The sequence below is a fragment of the Streptomyces sp. CA-142005 genome (assembly GCF_050942335.1).
Classification (GTDB): domain Bacteria; phylum Actinomycetota; class Actinomycetes; order Streptomycetales; family Streptomycetaceae; genus Streptomyces.
In genome coordinates, this window is record NZ_CP192078.1 from 848,823 (window position 1) to 868,773 (window position 19,951).

A 19,951-nucleotide genomic window follows, 5' to 3' on the forward strand; every position below is an offset into this window, starting at 1 on the left:
GTGTGGGTCGAGTACGGATCGGATGTGCACGTGTCCCATGTGACCACGGCGGTGATCACGCGGACGCCTTGACGACGCTCCAGCCGCCGTCGACGACGAGGTGCGAGCCGGTGATGAAGGAGGCCTCCTCGGCGCTGAGGAAGGCGATGGCCGCGGCCACTTCGGCGGGGGTGCCGAAGCGGCGGGCCGCGGTCCCGGCGACGCTGCGCTCGCGCTCCTCGGGCGGCACCCGGTCCCAGGCCCCGGTGAGCACCGGTCCCGGCAGGACGGCGTTGACGCGCACCTCTGGCCCGTACTCGACGGCGAGTTGGCCGCACAGGGACAGCAGCGCGCCCTTGGAGGCGGCGTATGCCGGGTGGCCGGGGATGCCGGCGTGGGCGTGGACGGACGAGGTGAGCACCACCGCCCCCGCGCCGGAGCGCAGGTCGGGCAGGACCGCCCGGAAGCCGAGGAAGGCGGCGGTGAGGTTCACGGACAGCTGCCGCTGCCAGGAGTCCAGGGACATCTCGTGGGCCGGGGTCACATCGACGGTGAAGGCGTTGCTGACCAGCACGTCGACGGGCCCGTAGGCATGGGCGGCGGTGACGATCCGCTGCCAGTCCTGCTCGGCCGAGACGTCGGCGGACACGAACCGGGCCCGACCGCCGTCCTTGGTGATGCGCTCGGCGACGGCCTCGCCGCGCTCCTCGGCGACGTCGGCCAGGACCACGGCCGCGCCCTCCTGGGCGAGGCGTTCGGCGGTGGCGGCCCCGATGCCGGAGGCGGCTCCGGTGATCACGGCCGTGCGGCCGGTGAAACGGGCGCCGTGCCGTCGTGCGGGATCCATGGGGCGTGGGCTCCTTCGTTTTGGGTGGCCTTCGATGGCTGCGGGCAGAGGTGCGGCGATGCGTGCGTTCGGGCTACTCGCGGGCCAGCACCACCAGTTCCGCATCATGGTCGGCGGTCCACGCGAAGGGCACCCCGTAGTGCAGCAGATGGGCGCCGCTGTACGTGATCGCGGTGGCGGTGTCGCGGTAGGCGGCGGTGGGTTCGAGGCCGCGCAGCCGCAGCCGGGCGGGGCGGCCGGGCACGAGCGGGGCGCCGTCGAGGCGTCCGGTGCTGAAGGCGGCCACGACGGTACGGCGCCCGTCCGGGGCGTCGTACTGGACTCCGCAGGTGGCGTCCCGCGGGCTGCCGAGCAGACGGGCCTCGCCGTGGTGCACGACGTCCCGCACCTCCTTGTACCGGGCGATCCAGCCGGCTGCCTCGGCGCGCTGCTCGGGTGTCCAGGCGCGCAGGTCGGCGCCGATGCCGAGGACCCCGCACATCGCGGTGACGAAGCGGAAGGCGAGGCTGCGCGGGCGGGGGTCGAACACGCCGGGCGCGTCGGTCACCCACGAGCTCATCACGTGGGGCGCGTGGGCGTGCAGGAAGCCGTGCTGGACGGCGAGCCGGTCCAGGGGTGCGGTGTTGTCGCTGGGCCAGACGACGTCGGTACGCGCGAGGGTCGTGTGGTCGACGCGGCCGCCGCCGCCCGCGCAGCCCTCGATGGTGACGTGGGGGTGTGCGCGCAGATGGTCCAGGACGCGGAGATAGCCGTGGACGTGCTCGGCGTCGAGGTCCAGGCGGTCCGCGGGCCCGGCGCCCGGGCGGCCGCGCTCGGTCGGCGGGCGGTTCATGTCCCACTTCAGGTAGCCGATGTCGTGGCCGGTCAGCAGCAGGTCGAGGGTGGCGAGGACGAAGTCCTGCACGTCGGTGCGGCCGAGGTCGAGCAGGAGCTGGTTGCGGATGCGGCGGGACGGACGGCCGTCGATCCGGTAGACCCACTCCGGGTGCTCGGCGTGCAGGCGGCTGCCGGGGCTGACGGCCTCGGGTTCGATCCAGAGCCCGAAGTCCAGCCCGAGGGCGCGGATGTCGTCGACGAACCGGTCGAAGCCCTGCGGGAAGGCCGCCGGGTCGGGGTGCCAGTCGCCCAGTCCCCCGGTGTCGTCGGTGCGGCCGGTGAACCATCCGTCGTCCACCACGAACAGCTCGGCGCCGAGGTCGGCCGCCGCCTTGGCCAGTTCCAGCTGGCTCGCCGCGTCGACGTCGAAGCCGGTGGCCTCCCAGGAGTTGTAGAGGACCTTGCGGGGGCGGTGCAGGCGCTCGCCGGCGAGCCGGCGCTCGTAGCGGTGCCACACGCGGGACAGTCCGTCGAGCCCGTCCGGACTGAAGGCGCAGGCCAGGCGCGGGGTGGTCAGGGTGTCGCCGGGAGCCAGGTGCAGCACGCCTTCGTGCGGTACGCGTCCGGCGCGGACACGTACCGCTGCGCCGGGCCCGGCCTGCGCGGTGATGTGCCAGTTGCCCGGCCACTCCAGGGCGATGCCGTAGGTCGGGGCGGGGGCGTCGTGGGGTGCCGTCGCGTCCTGGACGGCGAGCCAGGGCGCGTAGGCGTGGCCGGGCACGCCCTGGGTGCTGCCCATGGTGAACGTGCCCCGGGCCAGGTCGAGTTGGGTGCGCTGGAACTCCTGGGACCACTGGCCGGTCAGATAGGTCAGCCGGGCCGCGGTGGCGACCGGGATGTTCACGGCGGCCGAGTCCAGCCGTTCCAGGCGCACTTCCTCCTCGCCCGTGCAGGTCAGCTCGGTCCAGCGGTGCAGGACGTCGGTGCCCGGCACGGTGGCGTAGCACAGGGTGGTGCGCAGGCCGAGGACGTCGTCGGTGAAGGTGAGCCGGAGCGTGCCGGTCGTCTGCTGTGCTCCCTCGAAGGTCCACCACACGCCGCGTTCGGAGCCGGGTCGTGCGGCGACGAGGTCGGCGCCGGTGAAGGGGCGCAGCCCGTGGGGCAGGTATTCCGCGGGGGCCGCGTCGGCCGGGGTGATGAAGTGGGTGCGGTGGGACCAGTCCAGCGCCGGCGGTCCGTGCTCCACGCCGAGCGGTCCCCAGGCCTCGAGTTCGGCCCAGGGGCCGTCCGTGGAGAGCCGGACGGTGTAGCCGGTGTGGTCGGTGCGCAGGGTCCAGCGCTGGTGCGGTGTCACTTCACTGCTCCGAGATTCAGGCCGGCCACGAAGTGGCGCTGGAAGCGGAGGAAGACGGCCACGGTGGGGGCGGCGGCGATGACGGAACCGGCGGCGATCACGTTCCACATGGACACGTACTGTCCCTGGAGTCCGATGAGGGCGGCGGTGATCGGCATGTTGCTGTCGCTGCGCAGCACGGTGATCGCCCACAGCAGGTCGTTGAAGATCCAGGTGAAGGACAGCGCGCTGAGCGCGGCGAGCGCGGGCCGGGTGAGCGGGAGGATGATGCGCCAGAAGATCTGCCAGGGCCCGGCGCCGTCCACGACCGCCGCCTGCTGGATCTCGGCGGGGATCGCGCGCATGAAGCCATGCAGGACGAAGACGTAGAAGCCGACGCCGAAGCCGATCTGCACACCGATCAGGGCGGGCAGGGTGTCGTAGACGCCCATCATCTCGCTCAGCTTGGACACCGGGATGAGCAGGATCTGCGGTGGCAGCAGGTTGCCGCCGAGCATGAGCAGCAGCAGGGAGCGACGGAAGGGCATCTCGTAGCGGCTGAGGGCGAACGCCGCCATGGCCGCCAGCGCGAGGGTCAGCAGGACGCAGGGGACGGTGACGATCAGGCTGTTGATCAGGGCGCGTTGCTGGCCGCCGTCGACCCAGGCCTGCCGGAAGTTGTCCAGGGTGAAGGAGCGGGGCACGCTGCCCAGGCCGTGGGCGGCGATGTCGTTGAAGGACCGCAGGCTGGTCACCAGGACCAGGAGGATGGGCAGCAGCCACAGGACGGCCAGGGCTCCGGCGCCGAGGTGGAAGCCGGCGGTGGCGGCCCGCCGGCGGCGCAGTGCGCGGGCGGAGGTACGGGGGTGGGTGAGGGACATCAGTCGGCCTCCCGGAAGGCCCGGACCAGGTAGGAGGCGATGACTCCGAAGGCCAGCAGGAAGATGACGACGGCCAGGGCGGAGCCGTATCCCAGGCGCAGGGACTGGAAGGCGGTGGAGTACATGTAGGTGCTCAGCAGTTCGGAGGAGTGGTAGGGACCGCCGCGGGTCAGCGACCAGACCACGTCGAAGGAGCGCAGCGAGTCGATGATGATGACGGACAGCACGACGGCGTTGACGCTGCGCAGCTGGGGCAGCGTCACATGGCGGAAGCGCTGCCAGGCGCCGGCGCCGTCGACCTTGGCCGCCTCGTACAGCGCGGGGTCGATGCCTTTCAGGCCCGCGAGGTAGAGGACCATCACGTAGCCGATCTGCCGCCACAGCGCGGGGACGATCACCGCGTAGAGGGCGGTGTCCTGGTCGGCGAGCCAGGCATGGCGCAGGCTGTCCAGACCGACCGACTCCAGGAGCCGGTTGAGCACGCCGTCGGGCTGGTAGATGGCCTGCCAGACCAGGGCCGTGGCGACGAGGGAGAAGACGACGGGCAGGAACAGGGCCGCGCGGTAGAAGCCGACGCCCCGGCGCTCCTGCTGGAGCAGGAGCGCGGCGGCCAGTCCCAGCAGGGCGGACAGGCCGCCGAAGAGCAGCAGCCAAAGGACGGTGTGGCCCACCGCGCCGCGGAAGACGTCGTCGCCCGCCATCTCGCGGAAGTTGCCCAGCCCCACGAACTTCGGCGCCGAGACCCCGTCCCAGCTGGTCAGGGCGAGGTAGAAGCCCTGCAGCGCGGGCCAGAAGACCCACAGGGCCTCGGCGAGCAGGGGGACGAGGACGAAGGCGAGGACCAGCGGAGGTGTGCGCCGGGGGCCCCGGCCCCGGCCGCCTCGCGGCGGCACGGGGACCGGGGACTTGCGGTGCGGTGCGGTCAGGACGGCCATCAGGCGTTCCAGATCTTCTCGGCGTCGCGCTGCCAGTCGGTGAGGATGCTGCCGACGTCCTTCGGCTTGGCGATGAACTTCGTGAGCGCGGTGTCGGCGGTGGGCTGGAGGGCGTCGCTGGAGTCGCGGTTGAAGAACTGGGTGATCTCGACCGCCTGCTCGATGTGCCTGCGGCCCTTCTTCACCAGTGCCGTGCCGGCGTCCTTGGCGTCGGGGTTGCAGGGCAGGACGGTCCCGGACGAGCCCTTGATGTAGATCTCCTGGGCCTCGGCGGTGGCGAGGTAGCGCATCAGGTCGAAGACCTGGTCGCGGTGTCCGGTGCGGGCGCTGGCGAAGTAGCCGTCGGTCGGGGCCTCTTCGGCGAGCGGGACCTTGGGATCGATGACGGGGAAGCGGAAGAAGTCGATGTCCTCGAGGGCGCTCTTGGGAGCGGCGTCGGCGAAGAAGGTACCGATGAGCATCATGCCGGTGCGGCCGTTGAGCAGGGCGGTCGTGGCGTCCTGGAAGGCCAGGGCGGTGCCGTTCGGGTCGAAGTACGGCAGCACCTCCCGCCAGCGGTCGAAGACCTTGTGCACCTCGGGGTCGTCGAAGCGGTGCTTGCCGGCGAGGAGTTCGCGGTGGTAGGCGGCGCCGTTGATGCGGATGTCGAGGTAGTCGAACCAGGCCGAGGCCACCCATGGGGTGCCGCCGCCCGCGCCGAGCCCGATGGGTGCCACGCCCTTGGCCTTGAGCTTGTCGCACAGGTCGAGGAACTCGTCCCAGCTGGTGGGCTCACTGACGCCCCACTTGGCGAAGTTGGACTTCCGGTAGAACATGCCCCACCAGTAGTAGGTGGTGGGCACGAAGACCTTCTTGCCGGAGCTCGCGGTGCACAGGCGGTTCAGCGCCTTGGTGTACCGCTTGAGGTCGGGCGAGGAGTTCCAGACCTCGTCGAGGTCGAGGAGCAGGTCCTTCTTCGCGTAGGCGTCCGACACGGAGCCGGGGTACCAGGTGTACACGTCCGGCGGGTTGGCGGAGGTCAGGTAGGTCGGCAGCTGGGTGCGGAACGTCTCCGCGGCCACCGTGTTCAGGCTGGCGTTCCCCTGTCCCTTCTTGCCGTAGGCGGCGACGAGGTCCTCCATCGCGGCCTTGGCCTGGGGTGCGGAGAGGTTGGACTGAAGGGTGACCGGGCCCTTGGAGGAGGATTTGGCGGAGGAGGTCGAGGTGACGCAGCTGCTGAGCAGTGCCGTCGCTCCGGCGGCTCCGAGTCCGGTGAGGAAGCGGCGGCGGTCGGTCAGGTGGTTCGTCATGGAGGGCTCCCTGCGGCTCCGCAGCGGCGGGGACCGGCCCCCCTTGTGGCCGGTCCCCGCTCGCGGCGGATCCAGAGTCGCGTGGCGATCTCGCCACGTCAAGATTAATTACTAATTTATTTGAACTGGGTTCTGTGCACGTAGCCGTCGACGCCGCGGTACACCGCGTCGACCGCGCCGTCCGGGCCGGCGACCGCTCCCAGCGCGCCGTCGAAGGCCGCGCTGGGGAACTCCTGCCGCTTGGTCCAGCCCTGCCACGCGCCGCCGTCGTACCGCTGCTGCCACAGGGTGTAGTCGGCGGCCCGCGCGTACAGCACCACGGCGTCCCCCACGGCGACGAGCGTCGGGCTGCCGCTCACCGTGCCGCCGAGCGAAGTCCAGCCCGACCACTGCCCCGAGACGTCCCGCGCGATGGTCCACACGTCGTCCGCGGCGGTGCGTACGGCGACATGGACACGCCCTGCGGCGTCGACGACCGCGGACGGCCTGCCGTACACCGGCCGGTCACCGGGCGTGCCGAGCGACGACCAGGCGGACGACGGCCCGCGCTGCACGACGCGCCCGTCGGCGTCGCGGGCGACGAGCGTCCAGTGCGCGGGGTCGGTGAAAGCCACGGTCGGCGCGTCGGTCAACCTCCCGCCCAGGTCCTGCCAGGCACTCCAGCGCCCGCCGGAGAAGACCCTCCGGTAGGCGTGGTCGTCGGTTCCGCGGACGAAGACGTCGACACGGCCGCCCGCGGAGGCGTAGGCCGCGGGCTGGCCGAGGATCCGTCCCCCCACGGGGCCGGCGAGGTCCCTGCTGCGCGCCGGATCCGTGCCGCCCTCCGTGTGCTGGACGAGAGTCCCGCCCGGCCCGCGGAAGAAGGTGGTCAGCGTGTCGCCGTCACGCACCACGGCAGGGCTCGCCGACGCCTTCTCCCCCAGGCTCGTGCCGGGCGGCGCGTCCTGCCCGGTCAGCCCGAGGAACGCGGTGCCGTGGGCGGGGACCTCGACGGTGTACGAACCGGTGTGCGTGCCGCGGTCGGCGCGTGCCCGCAGGTCCCGCACCTGGACGGGCCCGCCGAGGGCGACGTCGGCGAAGTTCACGGTGCGCTCGGCCGGCCGATCCGAGCGGTTGAGCAGGACGACCGCACGCCGGCCGTGGCCCGAGAGCACCTTGCTGTAGACATCGCCGACGGCGTCCGTGGCAACGCGGACCCCCTGGATCCCAAGCGGGTCCTGGTCGACGGCGATGATCTCCGGGTTGCGCAGCGTGGCGATCATCGACGGGGACAGGGTGCGCGGGTCGGACCCCAGGACGAGCGGGGAGGCCATCTCGGCCCACATCACGAACTGGGTGGTCGACTCCTCCTGGGTCAGCTCCAGGGAGCCGTCGGTCATGCGGCGCATCGGGATGAGGTAGTCGGGGTCGTTGTAGTGGCCCGGTCCCTGCGCCTCGGGGTGCCAGGCGTTGGCGTCCATGTTGCGCAGGATGTTGGGCCACTCCCCCGGGCTCGGGGTGCCCCAGGCGATGTCCGTGCCGGTGCGCCAGGAGTCCGCGATCGTCGGCGCGTAGGCGAAGGTGTTGTGCGCGTCCTGCTCGGGCGTGTGCGGCAGGCCCCAGTCGTCGGTGAGCGGGTTGCACAGGTTCAGCAGCATCCTGCGGCCGGACTTGGCGACCGCGTCGCTGAACTCCTTGAACGCCGGCCCCGGATCGAGCTTGGCACCGATGCCGCACAGGAAGTCGACCTTGATCGCGTCGATCTTCCAGCCGGCGAACTGCCGCGCGTCCTCGGTGTAGTGGCCGCGGCTGCCGAGTCCGCAGCTCTTGCCTCCGTCGTAGGTACCGGCGTCGGTGTAGATACCGGCTCGCAGCCCGCGCTTGTGCAGATAGGAGACGAGAGCCGGGATGCCGGACGGGAACCGGTCGGGGTTGGCCACCAGCCGCCCCTGCGCATCGCGGGGGTTGTCGGCCTGCCAGCCGCCGTCGAGCCAGACGACGTCGTAGCCGCTGTCGCGCAGTCCGCTGCTCACCAGCTTGTCGGCGACCGCACGCACCTCCTTCTCGGTGGGCGCACCGAGTCCGTAGTACGTGTTCCATCCCATATAGGGCGTGGGGGCGAGACCGCTGTCGTAGTAGGTGGGCGCTCCTTGGTCCACGGTGTCGGCCGCGGTGGCCGCGGGCACCGCGGAGGCGGTCAGCACGACCGCGATCGCGGCGGCCAGCGCCAGGCGGGTGGTCCGGGTGCGCCGGGATGCACGTACGGGCAAGCGTGAAGTCACGTGCGACTCCTGGAAGTTGGGGAGCAGGAGAGGCCGCCGGAAGGTGGCGGAAGGCGGGGTGTCCGCCGCCCGCAGCGGGCGGCGGTGTACGGCGAAGACTGTGGCCCGCGGCCAGAAGCCTGTCAATATTAATTACTAATTTAGTAGCAGCCCTGCTTCTGGGTACGGCGGCCGGGACCGGGTTGCGCGGTTCGGGGACACGTGCACCTGTATGCCGCTCATCAAGGTGAGCGGCCCGATCACTTACCCCACTATGGAAGGGGCGCGTGTGCGCGGGCCGAGCGGAGGTGTGGTTGCGATGTCGAGCGGTGCCGTGCTCTTGCGAGTCGCCGACGACGGGCGGATCGTCGAGTGCTCCGCGCGGGCCGCGGACCTGCTCGGCCGGTCCCGAAAGGAGGCTGTGGGCCGCACCGTGGCCGAGCTGATGTGCGGTGGCAACGGCACCACGGGCCGCGGGACCTTGCCGGCGGCTCTGGGCGCGGTGTCCGTACGGCCGGTGGTTTCCGGCGCAACGCTCACGTGGGAGGTGTGCGAGGAGCAGGGCGACGGCACCACGGCCCGGGATCTGGCGATCCTGCGGACGCTCTTCGTCCACTCTCCGATCGGCATGAGCGTCCTGGACAGCGATCTGCGTATCGTCCGGGCCCGGTGCGGCATGCGCTCGGCAGCGCCGGGGACGGACGGCTCGCTGGCCGGCCAGGAGTTCTCCGAGGTCCTGGGTGTCGAGGATCCCGAGAAGGAGCGCGCGGTGGCGCGCCGGGTTCTCCTGACCGGGGAGCCGGCGCTGCAGCGCGTCGTACGGGCCGTGCCGAAGAACGGCACGGGCCGGCCCGTGGACTACTTCATGTCGTACGTGCGCCTCGAAGGCGTGGACGGCGAGGTGCTGGGCCTCGTCGCCTGGGCGCTCGACGTGACCGGTCACGAGCGGGCGATGCGGCGGCTGAAGCTGCTGGAGAAGGTCCGCACCACCGTGGGTGAGCGGCTCGAGGTCGTGGCCGTGTGCCAGGAGCTGGTGGACGCGGTCGTACCGGCGTTCACGGGTATCGTGGTGGTCGAGGTCATCGAGGACGTCATCCGGGGCGAGGAGCCGCCGCTGGCTCCGGTGGACCAGGACGTGCCGTTGCGGCGGGCCGCCTTCAAGGGACTGATCTCGGCTCACCCGGTAGGGGATGTGCGCCAACTGCCGCACGGCACTCCCTTCTCCCGCGTCCTGAGCGACCTGCGGCCCAGGCTCGTCACCGTGACGAAGGACAGTCCCTGGCTCTCGGCGGACCCGGCGCGGGCCGATGCCATCATCCGGTCGGACGCGCACTCCCTGATCGTCGCGCCGCTCACCGTGCGCGGTCAGGCGCTGGGCGTGGTCAGCTTCTACCGGCACCGCGACGAGGAACCCTTCGACGAGGACGACATCGCGCTGACGTCGGACCTCTGCGCCCACGCGGCCCTGTGCATCGACAACGCCCGCCGCTTCACCCGGGAGCGGACCATCGCCGCGACCATAAAGCGCAGGCTCCTCCCGCAGCCGACGTCGGCACCGTCCACGATGGACCTGGCCCCCATGCACATCCCGGGGCCGGGCGGCGGAGGCGCGTGGTTCGACGTGATCGAACTGGCCGGGGGCCGGACGGCATTGGTGCTCGGGGACGTGGTCGGCCGGGGGATCGCCACCGCGACCACCATGGGACAGCTCAGGACGGTCATTCACGCACTGGCCGCGCTGGACCTGGAGCCCAACGAACTGATGGCACGGCTCAGCGACACCGCCGCGCAGCTGGCCTCCGAGCGGGCGGCGCTCCCTGCCGGGGACCCGCTGCACCGCGAGCCACTCACCGCCGGCTGCCTGATCGCGGTGTACGACGCGGTCGACCAGACCTGCACCCTCGTCCGCGCCGGCCTGTCCGAGCCGTACCTGGTCCGCCCCGGGGGCGACGCGAAGCCCGTACCCGCGCCGGGAGGCCCGGTGCTGGCCGGCACCGACCGCGCGCCCTTTCCCGCGACCGAGATCCCGCTGCCGGCCGGCAGCATCCTCGCGGTCGGCAACGAGGACCTGCTGCACCGCGAACCGGGGTTGCGCGACGTGCTGTGCGAGGGAGCGAAGCTGCCGCTGGACGAGCTGTGCGACACGCTCGCCTACACGCTGCGGGACCGCCACGAGACCGAGAAGCTGCTCCTCCTGGCGCGCGCCACAGGGCTGCCCGCCAACCAGGTGATGACGGTACCGCTGGCCGAGGACCTGGCGGCGGTCCCGGAGGCCCGGGCGGCGGTGCACGGACAACTCGCTGCGTGGGACATCGGCGCGGAAGTGGCGTTCACGACGGAACTCATCGTCAGCGAGCTGGTCGCCAACGCGCTTCGCTACGGCGCGCCGCCCTACCGGCTGCGTCTCATTTTCGACGAGCGCCTGACCTGCGAAGTCCGCGACGGGGGCGACAGCGTCCCCCACCTGAAGCACGCCCGCGCGATCGACGAGGGCGGCCGCGGCCTCTTCATCGTCGCGAGCATCGCCAATGGCTGGGGCATCCGGTACCACGCTCAGGGAAAGACGGTCTGGGCGCAGCAGTGCCTGGGTACGGCGGGGCAGATGTAGACGCCGTTCGCCGTCTTCGCACCGGACTCGTCACCTTGCCGTGGCCGGGCCACGACGCCCGGCCGACACCGCTGCGCCTGGAGCTGGACATGCCCCCGCGCGTCACCGCGGCCGACCCGCGGGCCGACGCCGTGCGCGGCTGCGTGGCCCTGGAACGCGGACCACTGGTGTACTGCGTCGAAGCGGCCGCCCAGACGGCCGGACAGCGGCTGGACGACCTGGTCGTGGACCCCGAGGCGCCGGTCACCGCCAAGGAGCGCCCCGACCTGCTCGGCGGCGTCGTCACCCTCACCGCCTCCGGCCGGCAGCGGCCGCGCGCCGAGTGGCCCGACTGGTGGCCGTACGGCGCCCTACCGCCCGAGGACGCCGCGCACGGCGAGGCCGTGGAGCTGACCGCCGTGCCGTTCTTCGCCTGGGGCAACCGTGAGCCCGGCGCGATGCTGGTCTGGCTGCCCACCCGCTGATCCACCCGGCGGAGGCGGATCACCGACCGCCTTCACCCGCCCTCCCCCGGCGTCGAAGGAGACACCGTTGCCCATCGCGCAGCCGCGCCGCACCCTGTGGTGCCTGGTCGCCGCCCTCCTCGCGCTCACGCTCGTCGGCTGCGGCCAGGCCGTCCTGCCGTCCCCTGACACCGCCGCCGAAGGCTTCGGCACCGGCGCCGGGCTGGACGGTCGGCGCCTTCCTCACGATCACCACGGCGGTCGTGGCCACCTGTACGGCCGAGGTCACCCGCCGCGTCCGACGGCGCACCTCCCGGGGTGGCGCCATGGCCTTGGGAGGCCGACTGTGGGCAGCGTGGTGCGCGGCCGCCGCCCTGGCGGTGCTGCTGCCGCGGGGTCCGCTGCTGATCGGCTACCTGGCGCTGGTGATGCTGCTGTGGGCGGCGGCGGAGATGGTGCACGGGCCGGCCTCGATCGGGCTCGGTGCGGAGGCGGCTCCGGAAGGGGCACGAGGGACCTACCTGGCGGCGTTCCAGTACTCGTTCACTACGGCGGACATGGTGACGCCGGGCCTGTTCGGCGTGAACCCCGTGTTGCGGGTGGGGGGTTGCGGGCTGCCTTGCCCTGACGGCGTCCGTGGTGATCCGGCCTCTGGAGCGGCGCTTGGTGGGCGGTGCCGCGCCGACCCACTGACACTCCCCCGACCCCGTCCGGACCCTGACCTCGTCGCCCTCGCCTCTACCGTCTTCATGCCCGCACGTGCGCCGCTCCCGGCCCGTGCGGGTGCCGGAGCTCGGCCGGTGGGCGGGCGAGCGCTGCGGCACGTCAGGTGGGCCGGTCCCGGGACTCGGGGTCCCGGGACCGGCCCACCGTCGTCAGTGTCTGCCGTATCTCACCGGCCGAAGCCGTAGGCGAACAGATGGTCGGTGCCGGTCGAGCCTGTCACCGGCAGGGTGACCGACGCCACCTGCTTGGACGCGTCGAGCGGGACCTTCGTGGCGAAGACGTAGGTCTTCACACCGTCCCGGCCCCCGTTGCCGGTGTTCCGGTAGCCCGTCGTGACGGCCGTGGCGTCGTCCGCGAGCGGCTTGCTCGAACCGCCGTTGAGCGTCCAGTCGGAGAAGCCGATCGTCGCCCTCGAGATGGTGCCGTCGGCGTAGGTGACGGTGACCGTGCCGGATACCCCGCTGCCGTCGGTCGGTGCGTTGGTCGCCGTGCCCAGCAGGCCCAGCGCCGTACCCGACGTGCCGGCCGGCATCGGGATGGTCTGGCCGGCCATCTCCAGGTTGTCCAGCTGACCGGACGTCACCGTCGGCCAGGTGTAGGAGATGCCGTCGACCGTGACCGTGGAGCCGCTCGTGACACCGGCCGCCGACAGCGCATTCTGCGAGAACGCCCAGCCGCCGCCGTCGAAGCCGCCCGAGAAGCTCGCGCCGTCGGGGTAGATGCCTTCGTTGGTCGCGTACGGCCACAGCTCGCCGGCCTTGGCCACGGCCACGCGGAGGGCCGCGCCGCTCAGTGCCGTGCCGGTGCTGTGGTCGGTCAGCGCGAAGGTGACCGGGAACGTTCCTTCGTCCGCGCCCGCCGTCACATGGACCTTCGCCTCGGCGCTGCCCGAGGCGGGCACCTTCAGCGAGCCGGACGCGGTGTCGAGCGTGACGCCGGAGGGCGCCGTCGCCTTCCAGTCGACGGTGACGTCCTTGCCGCCGAGGTTGGTGAGGTCGAGCATAGCGTCACCGGACGCGCTCGGCTGGAGCACCAGGCCGTCGCTGGAGGGGCCGGTCGCGGCCAGGACCCGGTCGCCGCCCGTGGTGTCCGACGGCGGCACCGCCGACGGGTCCGACGCCCAGGACTTGTTCGGCTGGGTGCCGAGGGTGAAGTCGACCGTGCCCGCGCCCTTGAACTGCTGGTACGTCAGCCAGGAGGTGTTCCACGCCTTGCCCTTGACGTCGAGGGACTGCACGTACGGGGCCTCGGGTGCCGCCTGCGGCGCGCTGATCCGCACCGTCTTGCCGCCTGCGAAGGTCACCTTGGCCACCGGGAACGCCGGGCTGCCGAGCGCCAGGGTGTCCGTGCCCGGGGTCTCCGGGTACATGCCCAGCTCGGACCAGACGTACCAGGAGCTCATCGCGCCGAGGTCGTCGTTGCCGAACGAGCCGACCGGAGCGTTGAAGTACAGCTTCTGCTGGGCTTCGCGGACGGCCTCCTGGGTCTTCCACGGCTGGCCCGTGTAGTCGTACTCCCAGGGGATCTCGACGCTGGGCTCGTTGCTCAGGTCGGCGTTGGTGTTGCCGGGGTCGGTGATGTTGTCGAGCAGGCTGTCCAGGTAGGACGAGTACGCCTTGTCACCGCCGCGCGCCTGGATGAGCTGCCGCAGGTTGAACGGGACCATCGGCGTGTACTGGGCCGAGGTACCCTCCACGAAGCCGTTGGAGGTACCGGGGGTGAAACCGCCCGCGAACCGGCCGTCCTTGTTCTTGGCCTGCATGTAGCCGGTCTGCGGGTCGAAGACGTTCATCCAGTCCTGGGCGCGGGTGGCGAACTTCGTGTAGACGTCCGTCTTGCCGAGCGACTTCGCGAAGGCGGCGAGGGCGTAGTCGGCGGAGTCGTACTCCAGCTGTGTGGAGACGGGGCCGTAGAAGTTGCAGCAGCCGTAGTCGTTCTCGTCCAGCGGGAGGTAGCCCTTGGCGTCCCGCACCGACTCGCCCGGGCGGTCGTTGTTGCGGACGGTGGCCTCGTGCTGCAGGGCGGCGAGCGCCTTGTCCGTGTCGAAGCTCCGGGCGCCGAAGGCGTACGCGTCGGCGATGATGCCGGCGGCCGGGTCACCGACCATGACGTAGCTCTCGCCGTTGTTCGAGGCCCACTTGGGCAGCAGTCCCGTCTGGTCGTAGCCGTTGAGCATCGAGGTGACGACGTCGCTGGTGACCTTGGGTTCGACCATCGCCATCAGCTGGGTCTGGGAGCGGTAGGTGTCCCACCCGGAGTAGTTGGCGTACTGGGCCTGCTGGCCCTTGGCCAGCTTGTGGATCTGGTTGTCCATGCCCATGTACTGGCCGTTGTCGTCCGAGAAGACGTTCGGGTGCAGCAGCGCGTGGTAGAGCGCGGTGTAGAACTGCACCTGCTGGTCCTTGGAGCCGCCGCCGATCTGGATCTTGTTCAGCACCGTGTTCCAGGCGTCGTGGTTCGCCTGCTCGACGGCATCGAAGTCCCAGTTCCTGATCTCCGTGTCGAGGTTGGCCGCCGCGTTGGCGTCACTCGTGTAGGAGATGCCGACCTTTGCCTTCACCGTCGAGTCGGAGGAGGTGTCGAAGGTCAGGTACATGCCGTTCGCGCCCGTCGTGGGGGGTTCGGCGGACGTGTTCGCGGCGGTCTTTCCCGTGCCCGACGTCCGGGGCGCCGCGCCGGCGCTCGGGGCCGGGGAGGGCGTGCCCGAGGACTTGCCGGTGCTCCCGTGCACGGTCGGGGACGGGGCCGCGGGAACGGTGAAGTGCTTTTCCTTCAGCGGCTCTGACGGGTGCGCCTGCAGGTTCTGCCGGGCCCTGCCCGCTGTCAGCGACGTCTCACCGGGGTTGATCGTGCTGCCGATCCAGGTGCCGCTGGTGGTGAACGGCCGGTCGAACTTGACGTCGAAGTGCAGCGTGTAGCGGTTGTTCGCGCCGCAGAAGTGACCGCTGTCGATCGAGCCGCTGATCTCCTGCTTGTTCACCACCTGGACGCGGGTGCCGTCCACCCGGGTGGCGCCGCCGCTGAGCTTGAACAGCAGGTTCGCCTGCTTGCCCGCGGGGAAGGCGAAGCTGCCCAGGCCGGCGCGGGTGGTGTCGGTCAGTTGCGTCGTCACCCCGCCTGCGTCGGTGACCTTGTAGTGCCCGATGCCGGTCTGCTCGTCGTCGTGGCTGAAGCCGACGGATGCGTTGCCGAGGTCGCCCGACAGCGTGCCGGTCACCGGCAGGACGGGCAGGTCGCCCGCGACGCCGCAGCCGGGTCCCGAGACGTGGGTGAGGCTGAAGCCGGATATTTTGCCGTCGTTGTACTCGTAGCCGCCGCCGGAGGGGCGGTCGGGCGTCGTGTCGGGACCCCACTGCACCATGCCCGCCGGCATGTCGGGGCCGGGGAAGGTGTCCACCGCTCCGGAGGTGCCGATGAGGGGGTTGACGAGGGACGCGGGGTCTTTCACGAAGGCCGGTGTCGCGGCGCTCGCGGCATCGGCCTGCCCTGTCGCCGGGAGCGGGAGCGCGGCGATTCCCAGCACGGAGATCACGGCCAGGCGTTGGCGAAGTCTTTTTCGGTTACGTGGCGCAGCTGAACGTCGGGGTCGGACCATCGGTTGCCTCCGCAGCGGTTCGTGCTTCGCACAGGTGCTGACGTGCCGAAGGACGCGGACGTCAGTGACAGGCAACGTTGTCGGGCCGGCGCTCGGACGGCCTGACAACGTTGCCATGCACGAGTGTCGAGTGAAACGCCTGAGCTAACGGCATGTCAACGAGGTCAACAGAGCTTTCTGAGCGCGAAGTTCGCAGTCCGAGGTCCTCGGCACCACGCCGCCGTGGCAGGCACGCGGTCGCGGACGCCCGGCCGAACCTTGGTCGGCCCCGGCCGAACCTCACGCGCGGCCCCCGCCGTCGAGCGAACAGCGCCGCCCGCCTTTGACCGGACCAGCCGGGAACGGGGCTGAGCCGTGAGCCAGTTGCGCACCCACGAGCGCAAGGCTCCTTCCGCACCCCCGCGATGGGCATGCACCAGCAAGGACACGGCGAGGGCCAGGCTCCGCCCCTCGCGCCGGGGCTTCATGCGCCCGCGGCGCATGAAGGCGGGGCGGCAACGGCGAACCCGCTTCCGGCCCTTCCCGGCGACTGGGTCAACGGGTCGGTCCAGGCGGCACCTCGAGGCGCTGCGCACGCTCCCGTGCCACTACGCCGGCATCGTCCAGGAGTTGCCGATGAGCTCGACGCCGCAAGGACGACTTCATCGCCGGCAACGCCCCACCGTCGCAAAAGCGACCGGCAACGACACGGACCGCGCTCCTTGCCCGCACCGGCGGCAGCCACCGGACAACGCGAGCCTCGGCACACAGCGCCCCGCTACTTCCCTCGGGGCCTCGCCGGCACGCACAGCCACGCGAGAACCGCTGCCGTCAGGTAGGCGAGCGCGCCCACGGTCATGCTGATGCGCAGTCCGGTGGTGTAGTGGGTGGCTGTGGCGAGCAGGCTGCCCCCGAGTGCCACGCCGGTGGCGCTGCCGATCTGGCGGGCGGTGTTGAAGAGGGCGGAGGCGGCACCCGAGTAGGAGGCGGGCGCGGCGCCCATCACCGTCGCGGTGGAGCCGGTGAGGGCGAAGGACGTGCCGAATCCCGCGGCCATCATCGGGGCCACCAGCAGCGGGTAGGCGGGTTCGGCACCCGCCGCGGCCCAGCCCGCAAGCCCCAGGGCGGCCAGGAGCATGCCGGCGACGACCAGGGGACGGTCACCGGTACGGCGGGACAACCGCCCGGACAGCACGGAGGCGAACATGGTCATCGCCACTGCCGGGAAGAGCGCCAGCCCCGTGCCGAGGGCGGTGTATCCGCGCTGGTGCTGGAACTCCAGGCTCGCGGTGAACACCATGCCGTAGAAGCCGAAGTTGAACAGCAGTCCCATGACGGCTCCCCCGCTCAGCGCCCGTGAGCGCAGCAGGCGCAGGGGCAGAACGGGTGACCGGGCCAGCCGCTCACGTACCAGGAAGGCCGCGGCGGCCGCGCCGGCAAGGCCCACCCCGGCGAGGACGGCCGGGTCCGTCCAGCCCCGCCGTCCGGCCTCGTTGAGCGCCGCGGTCAGCAGCGCCACCGTCGCCACGACCGCGCACTGCGCAGGCCAGTCCAGGGGCCGGTCGGCACGCCGGGGTGAACGCGCCACGTGCCGCAGGCTCAGCAGCAGGCAGGCCGCACCGACGGGAAGGTTGATGAGAAAGACCCAGCGCCACCCCACCGTCGACACGAGCAGGCCGCCCAGCAGCGGCCCGGCCGACGCCGCGATGCCCGCCATCGAACCCCACAGCCCGAAGGCCCGCGAGCGTTCCGCCGGTTCCGGGTAGGCCTGCTGGAGCAGGGCCAGGGAACCGGGCACGATCAGCGCCGCGCCGAGCCCCTCCAGCAGTCGGGCGGTGACCAGGAAGGGGGCGTCCGGCGCAAGGGCGCACGCGGCCGAGGACACGGTGAACACGGCCACGCCCCAGCAGAAGACCCGCCGGTTGCCGAGCCGGTCGCCCAGTGCGCCACCGGTCAGCAGGAAGCCGGCGAAGACCAGGGTGTAGCCGTCGGTGATCCACTGGATGCCGGTGAGCGAGGTCGCCAGGTCCCGGCCGATGACGGGCACGGCTACGTTGATGACCGTCACGTCCAGGATGACCATGAAATACCCGGCGCACACGGCGAGGAGCGGTACCCAGAAGTGCCGCTTGGGCTCGGGCACCGACGGGCGAGAGGGCGGGGACCCACCGCCGTCGTTCGGCTCCGCGAACGCCACGGTCTCAACCCCATCCCGCGCACGGACGTACACAGCCGAACGTCACAGTAAGGGACATGTGCCGCGGAATCCGGGAAGACCCGGCCGCCGTGCCTGACGGCTTGCGGCCGTCACCGGCTGTCGGCCCGGCGGGCGGCTGTCAGTGGTTCGCCATCCACCCGCGGTACCAGTCCAGCGTGGCGTCCAGCGCATGCCCCGGCGAGGTGGGGGTGGCGCCGAAGGCGCGCTCAAACAGACGGACTCACTCGCGGACCCCATCACCCTGGGCTGACCCGGCATGCCCTGGTCATGAAGCGGACGTCCAGCGCGCCTTGATACGGCAGTCAGTCGCCAGGCCGGAAGCGGAGCGCCGACCACGTGTCGTCGATGGCGATCTGCCGCACCGGCCGCACGCCCCGCTCGGACAGCGCGGCGGCCAACCTGTCCCGGTTCAGATCCGTTCCGAGCTTCCCACCCTTCGGGTAGGCCACCCACGCGAGGGCATCACGCTGCGCGGCGGCAAGCGCCGCCTGCGCATCGGCCCCGAGAAGATCACCCGAGGTGGTCACGAAGACGAGCACGGCATCGGCAGAAGCCGCGTCAGCCCCGGCCTCCACGTCCAGCTGGACGTCGTCGGGCTCGCCCAGCACCGCGACACTCTGACCGGGCTTGATCTGCAGCTTGCTCATGACGGACACCTGACTGATCGTGCCATCTGGGACGCGGCATCGCCCACCCAATCGCCATGTCACCTGACGACCGTGTCGCGGGCGACCAGCCGAGGACCTGGTCGAGGCCGCGTGCGCCGGTGCGGTGTTCGGCGGGCAGGATGGTGGGCGGGCAGGATGTGGACGCGCAGGCCGCAGGCGGTGGCGCCGCCGTCGCGTAGGCGCCCCGGCAGCCCGTGAGGTGCTCGGTGAGCCGGCGGCGGCGATGTCCACCACGTCGTGCGCGCCGGCGGACGAGAGGTGGACGAGCGGGACCGCCGCCTCCTGCGAGGCGGCGGTCCTGGTGCGGTGTCACCGACGCGGACCGGCTGTGCAGGGAGTCTGCCGCAGGGTCAGTTCCAGATGCCGGTGATGTCGGAGGCGTTGGCAGCGGCTCCGGCGTGGGTGGTCAGCCCGGCCAGGTCCTCGACGGTGCGCAGCGTGTTGTAGTGGTTGTAGCGCGTCGAGGTGGAACTGCCCGGCGCGACGTGCGCGCCGTAGAGCACGGTGGCGATGTGGTTGCTGTGCGAGCTGTCGTCTTCGTCGAAGGTGACGGCCAGGATGCTGTTGTGCGTCTTGGCCCAGGTGGCGTAGGCGCCGAGGTTGTTCTTCAGCCAGTTGTCGCCCGTCGTGATGGAGCAGTCGTGCATGTCGTTGCACAGGTTCGGGATGACGAACGAGACCTTGGGCAAGGTGGTGTAGTCCGTCGGGAACTGCGTGAAGGTGTGGGCCGTGTTCAGCGGGACGTTGTTGAAGGCGAACCACGGGTTGTGCTTCCGGGCGTACTTGGTGGCCGAGTTGGTGCACACGGTGGAGCCCGCGGAAGGCAGGCCCTCGTTGTAGCTGCCCCAGGTCTTGCCGGCGGCGATGAGCTCGGAGCCGAGGTTCGCCGCGCTGCTGAACTGCGGGGTGTAGCAGTTGTCGTTGGTGACGCCCTGGTTGTTGCCGGAGAACAGGTCCAGGTAGTTCGGCTGGCTGGGGTGGGTGATGGCGAACGAGTTGGTGAGGTTCGCGCCTCCCGCCTTCAGCGTGTTGTTGAGGTACGGGGCACTCGTGCTGCCGATGACCTGTTCGTAGGAGTGGTTCTCGAACACCACGACGATCACGTGGTCGGGGGTGGGCAGAGCGGCGGCCTGCGCGGCCGGGGCGGCGGCCCATGTCCCGGCCAGGGAGGCGGGGAGGGCGACGGCGAGGGAGAGCGCCCGGCGCGAGCGCTTGATGCGGGACAGCAAGGACACGGTGGACCTCCTGTGTGAGCGGTGTGCGGGGAGGTTCTCCACTGATCAGGTCCTTTCTGATCAGGCGTTAGGAGCCTAGAGGTGCGCCGTCGCGGCCTTCAGGTGCCTGCCGGTGAAGACCCCTCGAACAGGCGTTGGCTGCCAGTGGCTCCTGCGCTC

At 71.3% G+C, this 19,951-nt stretch carries 12 protein-coding genes; 2 read left to right on the forward strand and 10 right to left on the reverse strand.

Annotated elements, in window-relative coordinates:
* Positions 1-55: 55 nt before the first annotated feature.
* The 6 genes from ACQPXS_RS04275 to ACQPXS_RS04300 form a co-directional block, all read right to left on the reverse strand.
* Positions 56-826 carry an SDR family NAD(P)-dependent oxidoreductase gene (locus ACQPXS_RS04275; RefSeq protein WP_433447051.1) on the reverse strand — a complete coding sequence of 257 codons (771 nt, stop codon included), beginning with the start codon at positions 824-826 and terminating at the stop codon, positions 56-58.
* A gap of 73 nt (positions 827-899) precedes the next feature.
* On the reverse strand, positions 900-2,996 hold the full coding sequence (locus ACQPXS_RS04280) for an alpha-galactosidase (RefSeq protein WP_433447053.1): 2,097 nt from the start codon (positions 2,994-2,996) through the stop codon (positions 900-902).
* Complete coding sequence (locus tag ACQPXS_RS04285; protein WP_433447055.1) at positions 2,993-3,856, reverse strand: carbohydrate ABC transporter permease; 864 nt, start codon at positions 3,854-3,856, stop codon at positions 2,993-2,995. Before ACQPXS_RS04285 ends, ACQPXS_RS04280 begins: the two co-directional genes overlap by 4 nt.
* On the reverse strand, positions 3,856-4,791 hold the full coding sequence (locus ACQPXS_RS04290; protein ID WP_433447057.1) for a carbohydrate ABC transporter permease: 936 nt from the start codon (positions 4,789-4,791) through the stop codon (positions 3,856-3,858). Before ACQPXS_RS04290 ends, ACQPXS_RS04285 begins: the two co-directional genes overlap by 1 nt.
* Complete coding sequence (locus ACQPXS_RS04295) at positions 4,791-6,080, reverse strand: ABC transporter substrate-binding protein (RefSeq protein WP_433447059.1); 1,290 nt, start codon at positions 6,078-6,080, stop codon at positions 4,791-4,793. The genes ACQPXS_RS04290 and ACQPXS_RS04295 overlap by 1 nt, the downstream gene beginning before the upstream one ends.
* 116 nt (positions 6,081-6,196) lie before the next feature.
* On the reverse strand, positions 6,197-8,329 hold the full coding sequence (locus ACQPXS_RS04300) for a glycoside hydrolase family 27 protein (protein WP_433455704.1): 2,133 nt from the start codon (positions 8,327-8,329) through the stop codon (positions 6,197-6,199).
* Positions 8,330-8,639: 310 nt separating this feature from the next.
* On the opposite strand from ACQPXS_RS04300, the gene ACQPXS_RS04305 reads away from it, so the two are divergent.
* Both ACQPXS_RS04305 and ACQPXS_RS04310 read left to right on the forward strand, forming a co-directional pair.
* Entirely contained in the window at positions 8,640-10,928 is a 2,289-nt protein-coding gene (locus ACQPXS_RS04305; protein ID WP_433447061.1) for a SpoIIE family protein phosphatase, read from the forward strand.
* Positions 10,929-10,963: 35 nt separating this feature from the next.
* Entirely contained in the window at positions 10,964-11,392 is a 429-nt protein-coding gene (locus ACQPXS_RS04310; protein ID WP_433447063.1) for a hypothetical protein, read from the forward strand.
* 871 nt (positions 11,393-12,263) lie between these two features.
* On the opposite strand, the gene ACQPXS_RS04315 is transcribed toward ACQPXS_RS04310, so the two are convergent.
* The 4 genes from ACQPXS_RS04315 to ACQPXS_RS04330 all read right to left on the reverse strand — a co-directional run bounded on the left by ACQPXS_RS04315 (position 12,264) and on the right by ACQPXS_RS04330 (position 19,792).
* Positions 12,264-15,629: a GH92 family glycosyl hydrolase gene (locus ACQPXS_RS04315; RefSeq protein ID WP_433447065.1), complete on the reverse strand. Its 3,366-nt coding sequence runs from the start codon at positions 15,627-15,629 to the stop codon at positions 12,264-12,266.
* An 820-nt stretch (positions 15,630-16,449) separates the two neighbouring features.
* Entirely contained in the window at positions 16,450-17,868 is a 1,419-nt protein-coding gene (locus tag ACQPXS_RS04320) for an MFS transporter (protein ID WP_390682346.1), read from the reverse strand.
* A gap of 323 nt (positions 17,869-18,191) precedes the next feature.
* Entirely contained in the window at positions 18,192-18,536 is a 345-nt protein-coding gene (locus ACQPXS_RS04325) for a hypothetical protein (protein ID WP_433447068.1), read from the reverse strand.
* A 371-nt stretch (positions 18,537-18,907) separates the two neighbouring features.
* Entirely contained in the window at positions 18,908-19,792 is an 885-nt protein-coding gene (locus tag ACQPXS_RS04330; protein WP_433447070.1) for an alkaline phosphatase family protein, read from the reverse strand.
* Positions 19,793-19,951: the final 159 nt, after the last annotated feature.

Bases quoted from the DNA above. Each gene is read 5' to 3' on its own strand.
- ACQPXS_RS04275 (WP_433447051.1), bottom strand. From the start codon at position 826: ATGGATCCCGCACGACGGCACGGCGCCCGTTTCACCGGCCGCACGGCC.
- ACQPXS_RS04305 (WP_433447061.1), top strand. From the start codon at position 8,640: ATGTCGAGCGGTGCCGTGCTCTTGCGAGTCGCCGACGACGGGCGGATC.
- ACQPXS_RS04285 (WP_433447055.1), bottom strand. From the start codon at position 3,856: ATGTCCCTCACCCACCCCCGTACCTCCGCCCGCGCACTGCGCCGCCGG.
- ACQPXS_RS04325 (WP_433447068.1), bottom strand. From the start codon at position 18,536: ATGAGCAAGCTGCAGATCAAGCCCGGTCAGAGTGTCGCGGTGCTGGGC.
- ACQPXS_RS04290 (WP_433447057.1), bottom strand. From the start codon at position 4,791: ATGGCCGTCCTGACCGCACCGCACCGCAAGTCCCCGGTCCCCGTGCCG.
- ACQPXS_RS04295 (WP_433447059.1), bottom strand. From the start codon at position 6,080: ATGACGAACCACCTGACCGACCGCCGCCGCTTCCTCACCGGACTCGGA.